We start from the raw sequence: 14,992 nt of genomic DNA on the forward strand, positions 1-14,992 counted from the left end.
GGACAGATAGCGGCGCAGCCCCTCGCTGGCGGCCATGAAGAACACGCCCGCGACCAACGCCCCGCCGAACAAGCGATGCCACGGCAGCGATTTGTGCAGTGCCAGCTTGTAGAGGGTGGTGAGCCCGATGATCAGCACCAGGCCGACGCCCGGGTAATAGAACGAGTCGATCAGCCGCAACCCGGGTTCCCGCCACGAATCCGGCAGGACCCGTCCGATCAATGTCGGCCCCAGCGCGATCAGCGGGAGCAGGAATACCGCGACCACCAGGAACAGCACATACAGGAGCAACGCGAAGATGCGCTGCCACACCGGATGCCGGGCATCCTTCTGGCCGTGCGCCTCGACGATCGAATCCACGAAGGTCGACATGGCCGAGGATCCCGCCCACAGCGACATTACGAAACCCACCGAGACGAAGGCGGCGCGTCCGCGACTGAGCACATCGGTGACGGTCGGTTCGATCAGATCGCTCACCACACTGGTGCTGAACAGGTCCCGGCTGAAGGCGATGATCTTCTGCTGGACGATCTCCACGGTATCGGGTCCGAACCATTCCCCGACGTAACCGAGGCTGCCGAGCACCCCGAGCAGCAGCGGCGCCAGCGACATCGTCTGCCAGAACGCCGCGGCCGCGGATTTGGCGAAAATCGAATCGTTCCATGACTTCACCGCCACCCGGACGACGAGTTTGCCACCATGTCGCGCGACATGCGCAGCTCGCGTTGCGGCGTTGCGCACATAGGTCGCCGCCGTGGGTTCCGCGCCGCCTCCGCCGCTGTGGATCGGCTGGTCGCCGACCCCCGGGGTATGGCGCGGTAGAGCACTTTCGTCGGTCATGATGCTTAACAGCATCGCGCATCCGAGCATATTGTTCCGGTTTGCCGTGGCATCGAGTCGATGGGGAGCAGATGAACACGGCGTGGCGCACGGTTCGGCGTGTGACGCCCGTCGCCCACGCCGCGTCGGTTTGGCGACACGCCATGGGGGACAGCTAGGGTCGTCCTCGTGACTGTGTCGGGTGGCGCCGCTGTGGCGGGAGAAGCGGAAACACCGGGCGATTCGCAAAAATCGAGCGCCGCGGGTTCCTCAGGTGGTTCGCTACGTGCTTGGCAGCGCCGGGCCCTGATGAAGTACTTGTCCACCAAGCCCAGGGACTTTCTCGCGGTGGCGACGCCGGGCGCGGGTAAGACCACCTTCGCACTGCGGGTCGCGGCCGAACTGCTGGCCGACCGCACCGTCGACCAGGTCACCGTGGTCGCCCCGACCGAACACCTCAAACATCAGTGGGCCCAATCCGCGGCCCGCGTGGGCATTCAGCTGGATTCGCGCTTCTCCAACGCGACCGGTGCGACCTCCGGCGACTATCACGGCGTCGTGGTCACCTACGCACAGATCGCCTCGCATCCCGCGCGGCACCGTGTCCGCACCGAAAGACGCAGAACGCTGGTGATTCTCGACGAGATCCACCATGCGGGCGATGCGAAGTCCTGGGGCGAGGCGACCGCCGAGGCATTCGGTGACGCCACCCGCCGACTCGCGCTGACCGGTACCCCGTTCCGCAGCGATGACAGCCAGATCCCGTTCGTGATCTACGAACCCGATGAAGCCGGTTTCCCACGCTCGCGCGCCGACCACACCTACGGCTATGCGGAGGCTTTGGCAGACGGCGTGGTCCGGCCCGTTGTCTTTCTGGCGTATTCCGGTGAGGCGCACTGGCGCGACAGCGCGGGGGAGGAGTACTCGGCCCGCCTCGGTGAGCCGCTGAGCGCGGAACACACCGCCCGTGCGTGGCGCACCGCCTTGGATCCAGCTGGCGACTGGATGTCCAAGGTGCTCGTCGCCGCGGACACCCGGCTGCGCCAGCTGCGTGCGACCGGTATGCCCGATGCCGGTGGGCTGGTGATCGCCACCGATCAGGAGCGGGCCCGGGATTACGCCGAACTGCTGGAACACATCTCGGGCGAGCGGCCAGCGGTGGTGCTCTCGGATGATCCGTCCTCCTCGAACCGGATCGCCGAATTCAGCAAGAACACCCAGCCGTGGATGGTCGCGGTCCGCATGGTCTCCGAGGGCGTCGACGTGCCGCGACTCGCGGTCGGCGTCTATGCGACCAGCGCCTCGACCCCGCTGTACTTCGCCCAGGCCATCGGCCGGTTCGTGCGCGCGCGCAAGCCAGGCGAGACCGCCAGCGTGTTCCTGCCGTCGGTGCCGGTGCTGCTCGATCTGGCCGCGCAACTGGAACTGCAGCGCGATCACGTCATCGGCAAGCCGCACCGCGAGCAGAACGGCCTCGAAGACGAACTCCTGATCGACGCGAACAAGCAGAAGGACGAGCCGGGCGAGGACGAGAAGCCCTTCGTCGCGCTCGCCGCCGACGCCGAACTCGACCAGGTGATCTACGACGGATCCTCCTTCGGCACAGCGACTTTCGCGGGCAGTGCCGAGGAGGCCGACTACCTCGGGATTCCCGGGCTGTTGGACGCGGAGCAGATGCGGGCGCTGCTGCGTGAACGTCAGTCCAAGCAACTCGCCGAACGCGGTGAGGCCACGACGCCCGATCCTGGTCCGCAGGTCGCCTCGGCCGCCGAGCGGGTCGCGACTGCGGACAAGCTCGGTGAGCTGCGTCGTGAGCTCAACAGTCTGGTCGCCATGCACCACCATCGCACTGGCAAGCCGCACGGTGTGATCCATGGTGAGTTGCGCCGCGAATGCGGTGGTCCGCCAACGGCATTGGCCTCCGCGGACCAACTCGGTGAGCGCATCGCCGCCCTGCGCCGTAAGTAACCGCGGCGATCAGCGTGCGCTGGCCGATGCGGGCCACGCTGCCATGGCGCAGTCGATGGATCGGGTGAGTTCGGTGTGCGAAGCGCCGTCGCGGGCGCGGATCGACAGGCCGTACAGGACCGTGGTGTAGAAGCTGGCGAGTGCCGCGGTATCGGTGTCGGAAGGCAGATCACCTTCCGTGACTCCGCGATCCAGGCGTTCGCGGATGTCTTCGGTTGTCTCGCGGCGCTTTTCGACCAGGAAGTCGCGGATGGTTTCGCTGCGGGTGGTGTAGGTGGAGCCCGCCAGTACGACCATGCAGCCGTGCGGTTTGTCCTCGTGGGTATAGGCAGTGGCATTGTCGCGCAACATGGCTTCGACGCTGGCGCGGGCGGTGGGTTCCTCGCGCAGCGCGCGTGCGGTGTAGCCGCCTTCGGTCTCGCCGTACAAGCCGACAGCCGCGCGGAACAGCTCTTCCTTGCCGCCGAAGGCGGCGTAGAGGCTCGGTGAGTTGATGCCCATCGCCGCGGTGAGATCGCTCATCGACGAGCCCTCGTATCCGTGTTCCCAGAACACCTCCATGGCGCGACGTAGCGCGACCTCGCGGTCGAATGCGCGTGGGCGTCCACGTTCGGCCATGACCCGTTCCTTTCTGTGTCGATCGTTAAATATACCCCTTGACGCCGTCGCAGCTCATGCGCTTAGCTATTTATGTACTGATCGACACAGAATTAGGAGGAGTCACGATGGCGGATCTGACGGGCAAAGTTGCGCTGGTGACCGGGGGCAGCCGGGGGATCGGAGCGGCGATCGTGCGGCACCTGGCCGCGGCGGGCGCGGATGTGGCACTGACCTACCAGCACAACGAACTGCTGGCGAAATCGGTGGTCGCCGAGGCGGAAGCGTTGGGGCGGCGCGCGATCGCCATTCGAGCCGACAGCGCCGACGCGGGCGCGGTCGTTGCGGCGGTGCATCGGGCCGCGACCGAACTCGGCGGGCTCGACGTGCTGGTCAATAACGCGGGCATCTTCCCGGCCAAGCCGTTCGAGGAGTTCACCGTCGAGGAGATCGACCGCGCGCTCAATATCCACGCGCGGGCGGCGTTCGTCGGTTCACAGGCGGCGGTCGAGCATATGGCCGAGGGTGGACGAATCATCAGCATCGGCAGCAACCTGTCCGAGCGCGCCGCATTCGGTGGACTTACGCTGTACAACCTGAGCAAATCCGCACTCAACGGATTCACGAAGGCCCTTGCGCGCGAACTCGGTCCGCGCAACATCACGGTCAACCTGGTGCAGCCGGGCTCCACCGACACCGATATGAACCCGGCCGACGGCGACCACGCCTCCCACCAGATCGACCTGACCGCGCTCGGCCGCTTCGGCACCACCGACGATATCGCCGCCACCGTAACCTTCCTCGCCGGTCCCTCCGGCCGCAGCATCACCGGAGCGACCTTCACCGTCGACGGCGGCACCAACGCCTGACTCCGCAGCGCGCGATTACCCGGTGAAGTAGCGGCCCGGGGAGACGCCGACGGTGCGGCGGAAGGCGGCCACGTAGGCGCTGGGGGTGGCGTAGCCGACGCGGCCCGCGATGCGGGCGATCGGCAGGCCCTCGGCGAGCAGGGGGAGGGAGGCGGCCAGGCGGATCTGGGTTCGCCACTGGCCGAAGGAGATTCCGGTTTCGACGAGGAACAGACGGGCCAGGGTGCGGGGGCTGGTTGCGGCGTCGGCGGCGAATTCGGCGAGGGTGCGGGGGTCGGCGGGATCGCGGGTCATGGCGTCGGCGACCCGTCCGGCTCGGGCATCCACCGGTCGGCGCGCGCCTACGGGGATCACCTCGACCGGCTCGAGCAGGTCGAAGATGACCGCCTCCGCGCGCCCGCGCCGCGCGGCGGCGTTGTCGTCGGCGGGATTTCGGGTCGTCGCTGCGGCGGTTCTTTCAGGTCGAGCGTCCGTGAGCGGGCGGGCGCTGACCGGATTCTCGTCGGCCTGCTCGAATCGAACCGCTTCCGCGCGCTCGCCTCGTGCGGCGGCGTTGTCGGCGGGATTTCGAGTCGCCGCGGTGACCATCCCGTCGGTTCGGGTGTCCGTGCGCGGGTGCTCGCTGGCAGTGGGCTCGTCGACGTGCTCGCGTCGCTCCGCGTCATCTCCGCGCGCGAGGGCGGTGTCTGGCCCGGTGAGATGGTCGAACAGTTCGCGCAGCAATGGCGACACTCTGAGCATTGTCGGGGTAGTGAGCGAGACCGGGCATCGGTCGGGTGCCACGAAGATGCCGCGCATGGTCGCGCCCTGGGCGGTTCCGGTTCGGTGTCGGGTGCCGCCGGGGATCCACAGGGCGCGGGTGGGTGGCAGCACCCAGTACCCGTCGCCGATTTCGACGGCGATGACCCCTCTTGCCGCCCAGGCGATTTGGTGCTGCGGATGTTCATGGGTGTCGAACCAGTAGCCCGCGGATATGACGCCCGCGCCGAAGACCATGGCGGTATCACCGATCGCGGCCGGGAATATTACGGATCCGTCGTTCGGCTGGGATGTCCCGGGTTGGGGCACCAAGAATTGGCCGTTTCGCGACACAACTTGTCACCGTAGCCTCTCGTGGTCACAGCTGGCCGCTTCTAGCGTGAATCGCATGGCGATGAACTACGTACACAAATTGATGTGCCGATCGGCGGCGTGGGAGCGTACGAGTACGACACGGATCGTCCCGTGGGCGCTGTCCGGTCTCGACCTCGGTGCGTCCGCACTCGAGATCGGCCCCGGCTACGGTGCCAATATCCGCGCCTTGCGAGAGCGCACCAGCAAGCTGACCGGTGTCGAGATCGATCCGGTGCTGGTCGATCGGCTGCGCACCCGGCACGGCAGCGCGATGACGGTGATCGAGGGCGACGGCGCGGATATGCCCTTGCCCCCAAGGCAATTCGACTCGGTCGTGTGCTTCACCATGCTGCACCACGTACCCACTGTCGGAGCACAGGACGCGCTTTTCGGCGAAGCCCTGCGTGTCCTGCGTCCCGGCGGTGTATTCGCAGGCAGCGATGGCCTCGACGGCCGCGTATTCCGCCTGCTGCACCTCGGCGACACCTGCGTGCCGGTACCGCCGGAGCACGCCGCGGACCGGCTCACCCGAGCCGGTTTCACCGATGTCGAGATCGAAACCGGCGAACGCAGTTTCCGCTTCCGCGCCCGCCGTCCCGAGTGAATCCTTTCAGCGCACCGCTATCGCGGCCTCGAAGTAGTCCGCGGGATCGAGTGCATTGATCGGCGTCCAGCGGGGAGACTCGACCGGCGCTGTCGAATCCTGCGGTGCCGCTTGGAAATAGCCCTGGATCTCCAGCGCCAGGCGAGGGTTCTCGTCCACGCGGCGGGCCATGTCGTAGAACACCGCGAGGACGTGCACGCAGCGGGGGGTGCGGGCCGAACAGGAGCAGTCCGTCCCGGCCGGGCCAGACGCCGGGCTGATGCCAGCGTTGACCAGCGCTCGGTGCATTTCGTCGGTGAGAACTGTGGTAACCGGGATGATTTCGGCGATCGCTGTGATGTCCGAACGGGAAAGTGGCGCGACTTCGAGGTGGGTTACCGAGGCCTGCCCACCGCGATGGATGGCGGCGCGCACGATGCGCCCTTCGACGGTCGCCTGGACACCGTTGTTGCGTGCAATGCTGCGGGCACGGGGGAGCAGCGGGTCGGGTCGGGTCTGGCGCAGAGGTTCGGCGAGCCGGACCCAGTCCATCCCCCATGCCGTGTATCCGAATTCGTTGTCCGCCATCAGTTCTCCCTCTTGCGGCGCAGGATTTCGATGAGCTGGTCGTCGTCGAGGCGGGCCAGTGCGGCGATCCCGGCCGAATCGTTGAGGTCCGCGAGGGCGGATTTGCGCTCGTGCATGCCCGCGATGTGCTCCTCGACGGTGGTGCCCGAGGTCAGGGTGGTGATGGTGACGGTGCGGGTCTGGCCGATGCGGTGCACCCGGTCGGAGGCCTGAGCTTCGACGGCCGGATTCCACCAGCGGTCGAAGTGGATGACATCGGCGGCACGCGTCAGGGTGAGACCGGTGCCTGCGGCGCGCAGACTCAGGATCAACACGGGTGGACCGTCTTCGGCCTGGAAACCCGAAACGATCTCGGCTCGCTCGGCCTGATCCAGTCCGCCGTGGAAGAACGGCGCCCGCACCCCGAACTGCTCGTGCAGGTGGCGGACCAGCAGGTCACCGGTGGCGCGATACTGGGTGAATATCAGTGTCGGGTCGCCGGTTTCGAGATTGTTGGCCACGATATCGGCGCACAGGTCCAGCTTTCCGGACCGGCCCGCCAATTCGCCCAGCTCACCGGTGATCAGTCCCGGATGGTTGCAGACCTGCTTGAGAGCGGTCAGCGCCGCGAGCACCCGGCTCTGTCGTTGCACGCCGTGGCCGAAGCCGTCATCGATCGCCCTGTCGAGCAGCTGGTCGTAGAGCCGTTCCTGTTCGGTGGTCAGATCGCAGAGCAGATCGCTGTGGATCTTCGCGGGCAGTGATGCGGCGACCTGAGCCTTCTTGCGCGCCAACAGCACCGGTTCGAGCGCATCCCGCAGCCGGGCCGCCGCGACCGCCGAACCCTCGTGGACAGGCCGGACGAATCGACGGCGGAACTGGGTGCGATGCCCGAACAGCCGCGGCGCCACCAGATTCAGCAGCGCCCACAGCTCCGCGAGATGGTTCTCCACCGGCGTACCCGTCAGCGCGACCTTCGCCTCCGCCGTCAATGCCCGCGCCGCCTTGGACACCTGGGTACGCGGATTCTTCAATGCCTGCGCCTCATCGAAAACGACTGTCGCCCAGCAACGATCGGTCAACACAGCACCGTGCAACCGCAGTATCGGATACCCGGTCACCACAATCGTCCCGGCCTCATCGGCGATCTCGCCCCCGCGCCACGCCACCACCCGCAGCCCGGGCGCGAACCGCGTGATCTCATGCGCCCAGTTCCCCACCAGCGACGTCGGGCAAACCACGAGCTGCGCTCCGCTCTCGGCCCGCCCGAGCAGAAACCCGATAGTCTGCACTGTTTTCCCGAGCCCCATCTCATCGGCCAAGACCGCCCCACCGTGCGCCGCGACGGTCTCGTGTAACCATCCCACCCCGCGCACCTGATACGGCCGCAACTCCGCCTTCAGCCCCGCCCGCAGTTCCGCCCCGGCGCACCGTGTTTCACGCAACACCCGCACCGCACGCTCGGCGGACACGATCGATGTTCCGACAGCGTCAGGGACAGCGTGCGCCGCAATGGGCAGCGGCACCATCTCGGCATCACCCGGTTCGGCTCCGTCCTGCAGTACTGCGCGCCAAGTGTGTACGGACGGGCCCGCGTTACCGAGCTCCAAGTCCAACAGCTCGTCCGGATCAACTAGTGCGCATTCGACATCCGTGACCTCGATCGCGCCGTCCGGACCCGTCGGCACTGCCAAAGAGAGTGCTTCCCGATCGCCGTCGGGCGCGCGGCCGGGCGCGGATCCGTTCCAGGTCCACAGCGCGAACATGTGGCGGTCGGGTAGATAGGTGGCCTGTGTGCTGGGCAGAGCTGTCCCCTAGATCGTCGTATGGCGTACGGAGTATTATAACAACGTACAGCGTACCGAATTAATTCCGAGGGGACCACGTGACCGACCAGGCGAAACAGTTGATGAGCCTGCTCTGGCGACATGCTGTGCCGCCGCGATCCGGTGGGCGCGGCCCGAAGCAGACGGTGAGTGTCGATGAGGTCGTCGTCGCCGCGATCGCCCTCGCCGATCGGCAGGGGTACGAGAAGGTGTCGATCCGCGCGGTCGCCGCCGAACTCGGCCTGCGCCCGATGAGCCTCTACACCTATGTGCCGAGCAAGGAGGCTTTGACCGTGTTGATGGTCGACACGGTCGCACTGGAGGACGTGCCCATCCCGATCGATCTCCCGGTCCGTGACCGAATGTCCGCGATCGCCGAACAGGTCCGTGCGGAATTGGTCGCGCACCCATGGCTGCTCGAGGTGCCACCGTGGCGGCTGGTCCTCGGTCCGGGCCGGATGCGCCGATATGAAAGGCAGCTGGCCGCGATCGAGGGGATCGGGTTATCCGATCTGGCTATGGATCGGGTGATCGCGGTGCTGTCGGAATTCGCGACCGGCAATGCGCGGATGGCGATCGCCGGAATCCGCAGTACCGCGGAGCTGACCGACGCGCAGTGGTGGGAGCGGCACGGCCCGCTGCTGACCGAGGTCATGTCGGTCGAGGAGTTCCCGATCGCCTCGCGGGTCGGTGCGGTGGTAGGCGAACGCTATCAAGCGCCATCGGACCCGCCGGGCGACTTCGCCTTCGGTCTCGGCAAACTGCTCGACGGCATCCTGTCCGGAGTCGCGGGACCGGAAACGCCGACAGCGGGCGACCTGTAGGTCGCCCGCTGTCGTCTATCAGCGATGTTCTGTTGTTCGATGCTGTTGTGTCGGGACGCGAGGACTGGTCAGAGCGCGGGAGCCGATTCCGTATCGATCACGGCTTCGAGCTCACGCAAGCGATCCATGTGTTCATTCGCGTGGTGCTGGCAGAAGAGCAACTCGCCACCTGCGGGCAATACGGCACGAACTCGTGCGGCAGCACCGCAGCGGTCGCAACGATCGACCGCGGTCAGTGGGGTGCTTGTCAGGGTTCCTGGCATGACTCCTCCGTCCTGGCTCCCGGCACTACAGTCCGTTCACCTGGTGTGGGGCCCGTGGTCACTCCGCGGGCTCGCTACCGCTACTTCCCAGCAGGGGTATGACTACTCTGTCAGACGTTCGGGACGGGGGCTTTGTTCCCGGAAGTGATTCTGTGTGTTTTCGATAACACCACCTGGGATTTCGCTACTGGCGAACATCGCTGGTTACGTATCGAACTCCACTCGACCACGATCACGAACAGGCCTATCCAGTTGTCTACCGGGAGATTACCCGTGATCCATGACACTCACACGCTCGTTCACATTTGCACACTCGCCGATTGGCTGAGCGCCCGGCAAACCGGCGAGTACCGCCCGGAGTCGTTCGAAGAGATCGGGTTCATCCATCTGTCCACGCCACAGCAGGCGCATCTGCCCGCCAACCGATTGTTCGCCGGACGGCGTGACATGGTGCTGTTGCGCATCGATCCGGCCTGCGTCGGCGCGCCGGTGAAATGGGAACCGGGCGTGCCCACCGATCCGGAATCGATGCTGTTCCCACATCTGTACGGTCCGCTGCCGGTCGGCGCGGTCACCGCAGTAGTGGAGTACCAGCCCGGGTCGGACGGCACCTTCGCCGCGCTCGACCCGAACTTTCCGGCGTCCTGACCTACCGCTTCCTGGCCTCGCGCGCCACGATGGCGGCCTGAACGCGAGACCGCACACCGAGTTTGGTGAGCACACGTGAGACATGTGTTTTGACTGTTGTCTCGCCGATGAACAGCCGCGTGGCGATCTGAGCATTGGACAGACCGTCGCCGAGACAGTCGAGCACCTCGCGTTCGCGTTCGGTCAGCTTGTCCAAGCCGTCCGGCGCGGGCCGGGCCGGTTCGCCATCGGTCGAGGCGAACGCATGGATCACCGCGGCGGTCACCTCGGGCGCGAGCACGCCGTCACCGGCGGCCACCGCGCGCACCGCATCGATAAGTGCCTGTCCCGACACGGATTTCAGCACGAAGCCGGACGCTCCGGCGCGCAGCGTCCGGAAAACATACTCGTCCAGGTCGAAGGTCGTCAGGATAAGCACCCTGGCCAAGGCGTCTTCGGTGATGCGGCCGGTGGCGGTGATGCCGTCGACGCCCGGCATGCGCACATCCATCAGCACCACATCCGGGCGCAGCGCCTTGGCCTGCGCCACCGCGATATCGCCGTCGGCGGCCTCGCCGACCACTTCGATGCCCTCGGCGGTCTCCAGGATCATCCGCAGTCCGGCCCGGATCGCGCCGTGGTCATCGGCGATCAGTACCCGGATCATGACACCTCCGTCGTCGAGATCGGCAGTCGCGCAAGGACTTCCCAGCCGTCGGCGCTAGGTCCGGCGGTGAAGGTGCCGCCGAGCGCCGCGGCTCGTTCCCGCATATTCATCAGACCACTGTGGCGCGCGTCGTCGGGCGGTCGATTGCGCGCCCGTACCGTGGGATTGCGCACCGAGAGGGCCAGATCCGTTGCCTCCGTACGCACATCGATATCGACCTCCTGTCCCGGTGCGTGTTTCATGGCATTCGTCAGTGCTTCCTGCACGATTCGGTAGGCGGCCTGGTCGACCGCGCTCGGCAGCACCGTGCCGTTCAGTGAATCCCGCACGCGCACGGTGATTCCGGCGGCGCGGGCCGCATCGACGAGAATCGGCAGCTGAGCCAGTTTGCGCGGCGCGGCCGCATCGTCCTCGGCGCCGTCGTCGCGGCGCAGGAGACCGATCATGGTGCGCATTTCCTGCAGCGCGCTGACGCTATTGGACCGGATCGACGAAACGATCCCGGCGACAGTGGGATCGGTTTCCTGCCGGGCCAGCACCCCGAGCGCCGCTTCGGACTGGACGGCGATGGCCGACAGGTGTCCCGCGATCACGTCGTGCAGATCGCGCGCCATCGTCTTGCGTTCGTCGGCGATGGCGGCGCGCCGATCCAATTCGGCGACCAGTGTCATCGCCTGTGCGCGTTTGCGTTCGGCCTCGGCGATCTCCTTGTGTCCGCGCACCGACAGTGCCCACCACAGCGGCGTCGCGACGAAGGCGAACAGCGCGGCGATGGTGATCACCGCGACCCGCCAGTCGCCGAGCACGAGCGCCAGCACGGTCAGTACGGCCGAGACCACCCCGCAAACCGTGACCAGCCAGCGCGAACGCGTGGGCGCGGCATACAGCACACCCGAATAGATCAGATCCGAATAGATAAGCCAGACCGGCACTGTCGGACCGAATGCGAAATCGATGGCGAACGGGATCAGCCCGATACCGAGCGCCGTCATCGGCATGCGACGCCGCAGGAAGCTCGCCACGCAGATCAGCGCGAGCACCCCGAACCGCACCGGCAGCGACGGGTGGCGGCTCAGGTCACTGGCCATCTCGAACAGGCCGGTCAGATAGAGCGCGGCGCCGAGTACAAGCGCGAAGGCGGCGCCCAGCGCGTCCTGCGCGGTCGCCGACAAAGCATCCCAGTGCCGTCGCATCGCCCCATCACAGCACATGCCCTCGCGTCCCAGGGTCCGCCGAAGGAATGAGTGTCGGTGGGCTGTTGGGCGGTCAGCCGCTTTTGCCGGTTAGGGTGGAGGTGTGAACGTCGATGTCACCGCCCTACCCGGGATCGGGGTACGCAAAGACTTCCAGCTGCGGTCGGGCCGCAGGATCGGTGTGGTCGATCACCGCGATGGCGGCATCGATCTGATCGTCTCCAAACCCGATGACCCGGACTCCTGCGCCGCGCAAGTACCGCTGACTCCGGACGAGGCCGCGGTGCTCGCCAACCTACTCGGCTCGCCGCAGCTGGTGGCGAAGCTGCGCGAGGATCACCGCGACCTACCCGGGATCACCACCCGCCAGCTACCCATCGCCGAGGATTCGCCGTACGAGGGCCGCACCCTCGGCGAGACCGGAATGCGCACGCGCACCAAGGCTTCCATCGTCGCGGTGATGCGTGCGGGGCAGTTGCACCCCTCGCCGGGACCGGATTTCACTTTCACCGCCGATGACATACTCGTGGTCGTCGGTACCCCCGACGGTCTGGACGCGGCCGCGAAGATCCTGACGCACGGGTGAGAGCGTGAACGAAACCGCGCTCGCCCTCATCGAGCTCGGGGGGGTGTTATTCACCCTCGGCATGCTCGGGAGAGTGGCGGCACGCTTCGGCATGTCCCCGATTCCGCTCTATCTGCTCGGCGGGCTGGCCTTCGGCCAGGGTGGCTTGGTAGAACTGGGCGCCGCGAACGAATTCGGCCATATCGCAGGCGAAATCGGCGTCGTACTGCTGTTGCTACTGCTCGGCCTCGAATACACCGCGGCGGAATTGGTGACCGGATTGCGCCGCTCCTGGGCCGCAGGTCTGGTCGATCTCGTCGCGAACGCGACGCCCGGCGTGGTGGTCGCCCTGATACTCGGCTGGGGGATGACCGGAGCGATCACCATGGCCGGGGTCACCTACATCTCGTCATCGGGCATTGTCGCCAAGGTGCTGAACGACCTCGGCCGCCTCGGTAACCGGGAAACTCCGGTGATCCTGTCGATCCTGGTCTTCGAGGATCTCGCGATGGCGATGTATCTGCCGATCCTCACCGCGATCCTGGCCGGTACGAGCTTGCTGAGCGGGTTGACCGTGCTCGGTCTGGCCCTGGCCACTGTCACCGTCGTCTTGGTCGTCGCGCTGCGCTACGGCCGGTACGTCTCGGCGATCGTGGACAGCGCCGACCGCGAGGTATTCCTGTTGAAGCTGCTCGGCGCGGCCCTGCTGGTCGCCGGTCTGGCATCGGCGCTGAATGTTTCGGCGGCGGTCGGCGCGTTCCTGCTCGGTATCGCGATCTCCGGTTCCACCGCGCACGAGGCGACCAAACTGCTGGAACCGATCCGGGATCTGTTCGCGGCCATCTTTTTCGTGGCCTTCGGATTCAGCACCGATCCGCGGGCCATTCCGCCGGTACTCGGCTGGGCGATCCTGCTCGCAGTGGTCACCGTGCTGACCAAGGTCGCCACCGGCTGGTGGGCGGCGAGTCGGCAGGGTATCCGCCGGACGGGGCGGGCGCGCGCGGGCGCGGCACTGGTCGCGCACGGTGAATTCTCCATTGTCATCGCGGGTTTGGCGGTGGGCATGGGTGCGGTCGACGTCCAACTCGCCGCACTCGCCTCGGCCTATGTCCTACTGATGGCGGTGCTCGGCCCGATCGCGGCCCGCGTCGTCGAACCGGTCATCGGCATGGTGCAGCGCCGCTTCAGCCCCGCCGTCAGCACCGGATAGCGGCTGCGCCGCCACGGAATTCGTTCCGGTATCGGCGGCGGCCGCGGGAATCCGGGGCACCGTGAGCCGATTCGTCGACGCCGGTGTCGGCGCCGCGGAAATCGCGTCGCGTTCGGAACGAAGACGTTCGATGCGCCGCCAGAAAGTCGACGCGACGAATCCGACCGCCAAACCGATCAGGGCCGCGCACATATGCCCGTAGTCGGTGAAGGTCGGTCCGATCAGCAGCGCCGAGCCGAGGAATACGACGATGACACCCGCCCACAGTGCGCGGACCACACCGCGGAAGTGGAACGCCATGGCCGCTAAAACGGCGGTGAACCCGTAGCTGGTGCCGACATCCGCCGCATACTCCACCCGCACCGGGATGACGTGGTGGTCGATGGCATGGTCGATGGTAGTGACGGTGAGCAGCGTCGCGCCGATATGTCCGGTCGCGAACAGCAGGATCCAGCGACTGGTGCCGAGCCAGCGTTCGGCGAAGCCCATGACCACCAGAATCTCCGCGATGGTGACCCACGGAAATTGCCCCTGAGTCCAGAACGCCGAGGCCACCAGCACCTGGATCGGGTTGTGCTGCATGTTGTAGAGGTTGGTGGAGGCCGAGAAGATCAGCCTGCGCTCCACCGAATCGCCGACGCCGCGCAGCGTCCACCAGGTGACAAACAAGGTGAACGCGTAGGCCGTGCTGGCCGGTGCGCCGGACAGGTCCTGGCGCAGTTCGGGCAACAGTCGGCGCATCAATCGGGGCCGCCGCGCCCATGACCAGACCGCACGCAATTCGTCACCGAGGTCGACGGTCTGCGTCCAGGGGGAGTGGATTCGGCGCAAAGTGGGGGCAACCACATGCACGAGTCTGCCGGTTCCGGGGAACTTCTGCGCGCAGACCCGCCCGGTCTGTGTCCTGGCTCACCTGAGCTGGTCTTTCCGCCCTGACGTCGATTCGCACCCGCAGCAACGTCGGCGCCGCGGAGTCCGCCGACCAAGAGAGCAGGCTCTGTGGGTTCGGCGCGAATGGTGCAGACCCGCCGCGAGCACACGATGCCGGTCGAGTCCGGTTGGCGACCCGAACCTCATCCAGCTCGGCGGCACTGGGCCGCAATGAGATTCGGCATGCGTACCGAAATTGCTGTGGTGTTCTTGCAAATGCGCGAACGCCTGGTGTCGACCGGTGAATTCATGAGATCCATTGTGGCCCAGCAATATCAGTGCTGATCGATTGCCGGGCGGTGGCGATCGGCAGGATTCAGCGGCGGGGACCGTTCGGTATGTATCGGGCACAGGTGATCGCCGACGGATAG

General features: G+C 66.6%; 16 protein-coding genes. 7 read left to right on the forward strand and 9 right to left on the reverse strand.

Going from position 1 to position 14,992, the window contains the following annotated elements; all coding sequences use genetic code 11:
- Positions 1–840 (reverse strand): YihY/virulence factor BrkB family protein (locus tag NP3_RS22540; protein WP_084508814.1); only part of this gene is annotated, 840 nt, incomplete at its 3' end.
- Between the two features lie 288 nt (positions 841–1,128).
- Here NP3_RS22540 and NP3_RS22545 point away from each other — a divergent pair.
- Positions 1,129–2,787 carry a DEAD/DEAH box helicase gene (locus NP3_RS22545; protein WP_245721069.1) on the forward strand — a complete coding sequence of 553 codons (1,659 nt, stop codon included), beginning with the start codon at positions 1,129–1,131 and terminating at the stop codon, positions 2,785–2,787.
- 9 nt (positions 2,788–2,796) lie between these two features.
- On the opposite strand, the gene NP3_RS22550 is transcribed toward NP3_RS22545, so the two are convergent.
- On the reverse strand, positions 2,797–3,405 hold the full coding sequence (locus NP3_RS22550; RefSeq protein WP_063043593.1) for a TetR/AcrR family transcriptional regulator: 609 nt from the start codon (positions 3,403–3,405) through the stop codon (positions 2,797–2,799).
- A 107-nt stretch (positions 3,406–3,512) separates the two neighbouring features.
- Here NP3_RS22550 and NP3_RS22555 point away from each other — a divergent pair, with 107 nt between their 5' ends.
- Complete coding sequence (locus NP3_RS22555; RefSeq protein ID WP_063043594.1) at positions 3,513–4,253, forward strand: SDR family NAD(P)-dependent oxidoreductase; 741 nt, start codon at positions 3,513–3,515, stop codon at positions 4,251–4,253.
- A 15-nt stretch (positions 4,254–4,268) separates the two neighbouring features.
- Here the strand turns inward: NP3_RS22555 and NP3_RS46215 are convergent, their stop codons facing one another.
- Entirely contained in the window at positions 4,269–5,345 is a 1,077-nt protein-coding gene (locus NP3_RS46215) for an AraC family transcriptional regulator (RefSeq protein ID WP_245721064.1), read from the reverse strand.
- Positions 5,346–5,400: 55 nt separating this feature from the next.
- Here NP3_RS46215 and NP3_RS22565 point away from each other — a divergent pair, with 55 nt between their 5' ends.
- Complete coding sequence (locus NP3_RS22565; RefSeq protein WP_063043595.1) at positions 5,401–5,970, forward strand: class I SAM-dependent methyltransferase; 570 nt, start codon at positions 5,401–5,403, stop codon at positions 5,968–5,970.
- A 6-nt stretch (positions 5,971–5,976) separates the two neighbouring features.
- Here the strand turns inward: NP3_RS22565 and NP3_RS22570 are convergent, their stop codons facing one another.
- Both NP3_RS22570 and NP3_RS22575 read right to left on the reverse strand, forming a co-directional pair.
- On the reverse strand, positions 5,977–6,537 hold the full coding sequence (locus NP3_RS22570; protein ID WP_063043596.1) for a hypothetical protein: 561 nt from the start codon (positions 6,535–6,537) through the stop codon (positions 5,977–5,979).
- The gene (locus NP3_RS22575) at positions 6,537–8,282 is read right to left on the reverse strand and encodes a DEAD/DEAH box helicase (RefSeq protein WP_063043597.1); all 1,746 of its coding nucleotides are present in this window, start codon (positions 8,280–8,282) and stop codon (positions 6,537–6,539) included. The genes NP3_RS22570 and NP3_RS22575 overlap by 1 nt, the downstream gene beginning before the upstream one ends.
- Before the next feature lie 143 nt (positions 8,283–8,425).
- Here NP3_RS22575 and NP3_RS22580 point away from each other — a divergent pair, with 143 nt between their 5' ends.
- Positions 8,426–9,166: a TetR/AcrR family transcriptional regulator gene (locus NP3_RS22580; protein ID WP_063043638.1), complete on the forward strand. Its 741-nt coding sequence runs from the start codon at positions 8,426–8,428 to the stop codon at positions 9,164–9,166.
- Between the two features lie 68 nt (positions 9,167–9,234).
- Here NP3_RS22580 and NP3_RS50560 read toward each other — a convergent pair whose 3' ends face one another.
- Entirely contained in the window at positions 9,235–9,429 is a 195-nt protein-coding gene (locus NP3_RS50560; RefSeq protein WP_029903635.1) for a DUF7455 domain-containing protein, read from the reverse strand.
- A gap of 273 nt (positions 9,430–9,702) precedes the next feature.
- Here NP3_RS50560 and NP3_RS22590 point away from each other — a divergent pair, with 273 nt between their 5' ends.
- Positions 9,703–10,077, forward strand: a complete 375-nt coding sequence (locus NP3_RS22590; protein ID WP_373864779.1) for a DUF952 domain-containing protein — start codon at positions 9,703–9,705, stop codon at positions 10,075–10,077.
- 1 nt (position 10,078) lies between these two features.
- On the opposite strand, the gene NP3_RS22595 is transcribed toward NP3_RS22590, so the two are convergent.
- On the reverse strand, positions 10,079–10,723 hold the full coding sequence (locus NP3_RS22595) for a response regulator (protein WP_063043598.1): 645 nt from the start codon (positions 10,721–10,723) through the stop codon (positions 10,079–10,081).
- Positions 10,720–11,916 (reverse strand): sensor histidine kinase, encoded by a 1,197-nt coding sequence (locus tag NP3_RS22600; protein WP_063824863.1) that lies wholly within the window; start codon positions 11,914–11,916, stop codon positions 10,720–10,722. The genes NP3_RS22595 and NP3_RS22600 overlap by 4 nt, the downstream gene beginning before the upstream one ends.
- A 103-nt stretch (positions 11,917–12,019) precedes the next feature.
- Between NP3_RS22600 and NP3_RS22605 the strand changes: the two genes are divergently transcribed.
- Together NP3_RS22605 and NP3_RS22610 are read left to right on the forward strand one after the other, a co-directional pair.
- Entirely contained in the window at positions 12,020–12,502 is a 483-nt protein-coding gene (locus NP3_RS22605; RefSeq protein ID WP_063043599.1) for a cation:proton antiporter regulatory subunit, read from the forward strand.
- A gap of 4 nt (positions 12,503–12,506) precedes the next feature.
- Positions 12,507–13,691, forward strand: a complete 1,185-nt coding sequence (locus NP3_RS22610) for a cation:proton antiporter (protein WP_063043600.1) — start codon at positions 12,507–12,509, stop codon at positions 13,689–13,691.
- Here the strand turns inward: NP3_RS22610 and NP3_RS22615 are convergent.
- The gene (locus NP3_RS22615; RefSeq protein ID WP_174566251.1) at positions 13,593–14,537 is read right to left on the reverse strand and encodes a rhomboid-like protein; all 945 of its coding nucleotides are present in this window, start codon (positions 14,535–14,537) and stop codon (positions 13,593–13,595) included. The genes NP3_RS22610 and NP3_RS22615 overlap by 99 nt on opposite strands.
- Positions 14,538–14,992: the final 455 nt, after the last annotated feature.

The organism is Nocardia pseudovaccinii NBRC 100343, assembly GCF_001613225.1.
In the GTDB taxonomy this organism is placed as follows: Bacteria; Actinomycetota; Actinomycetes; order Mycobacteriales; family Mycobacteriaceae; genus Nocardia; species Nocardia pseudovaccinii.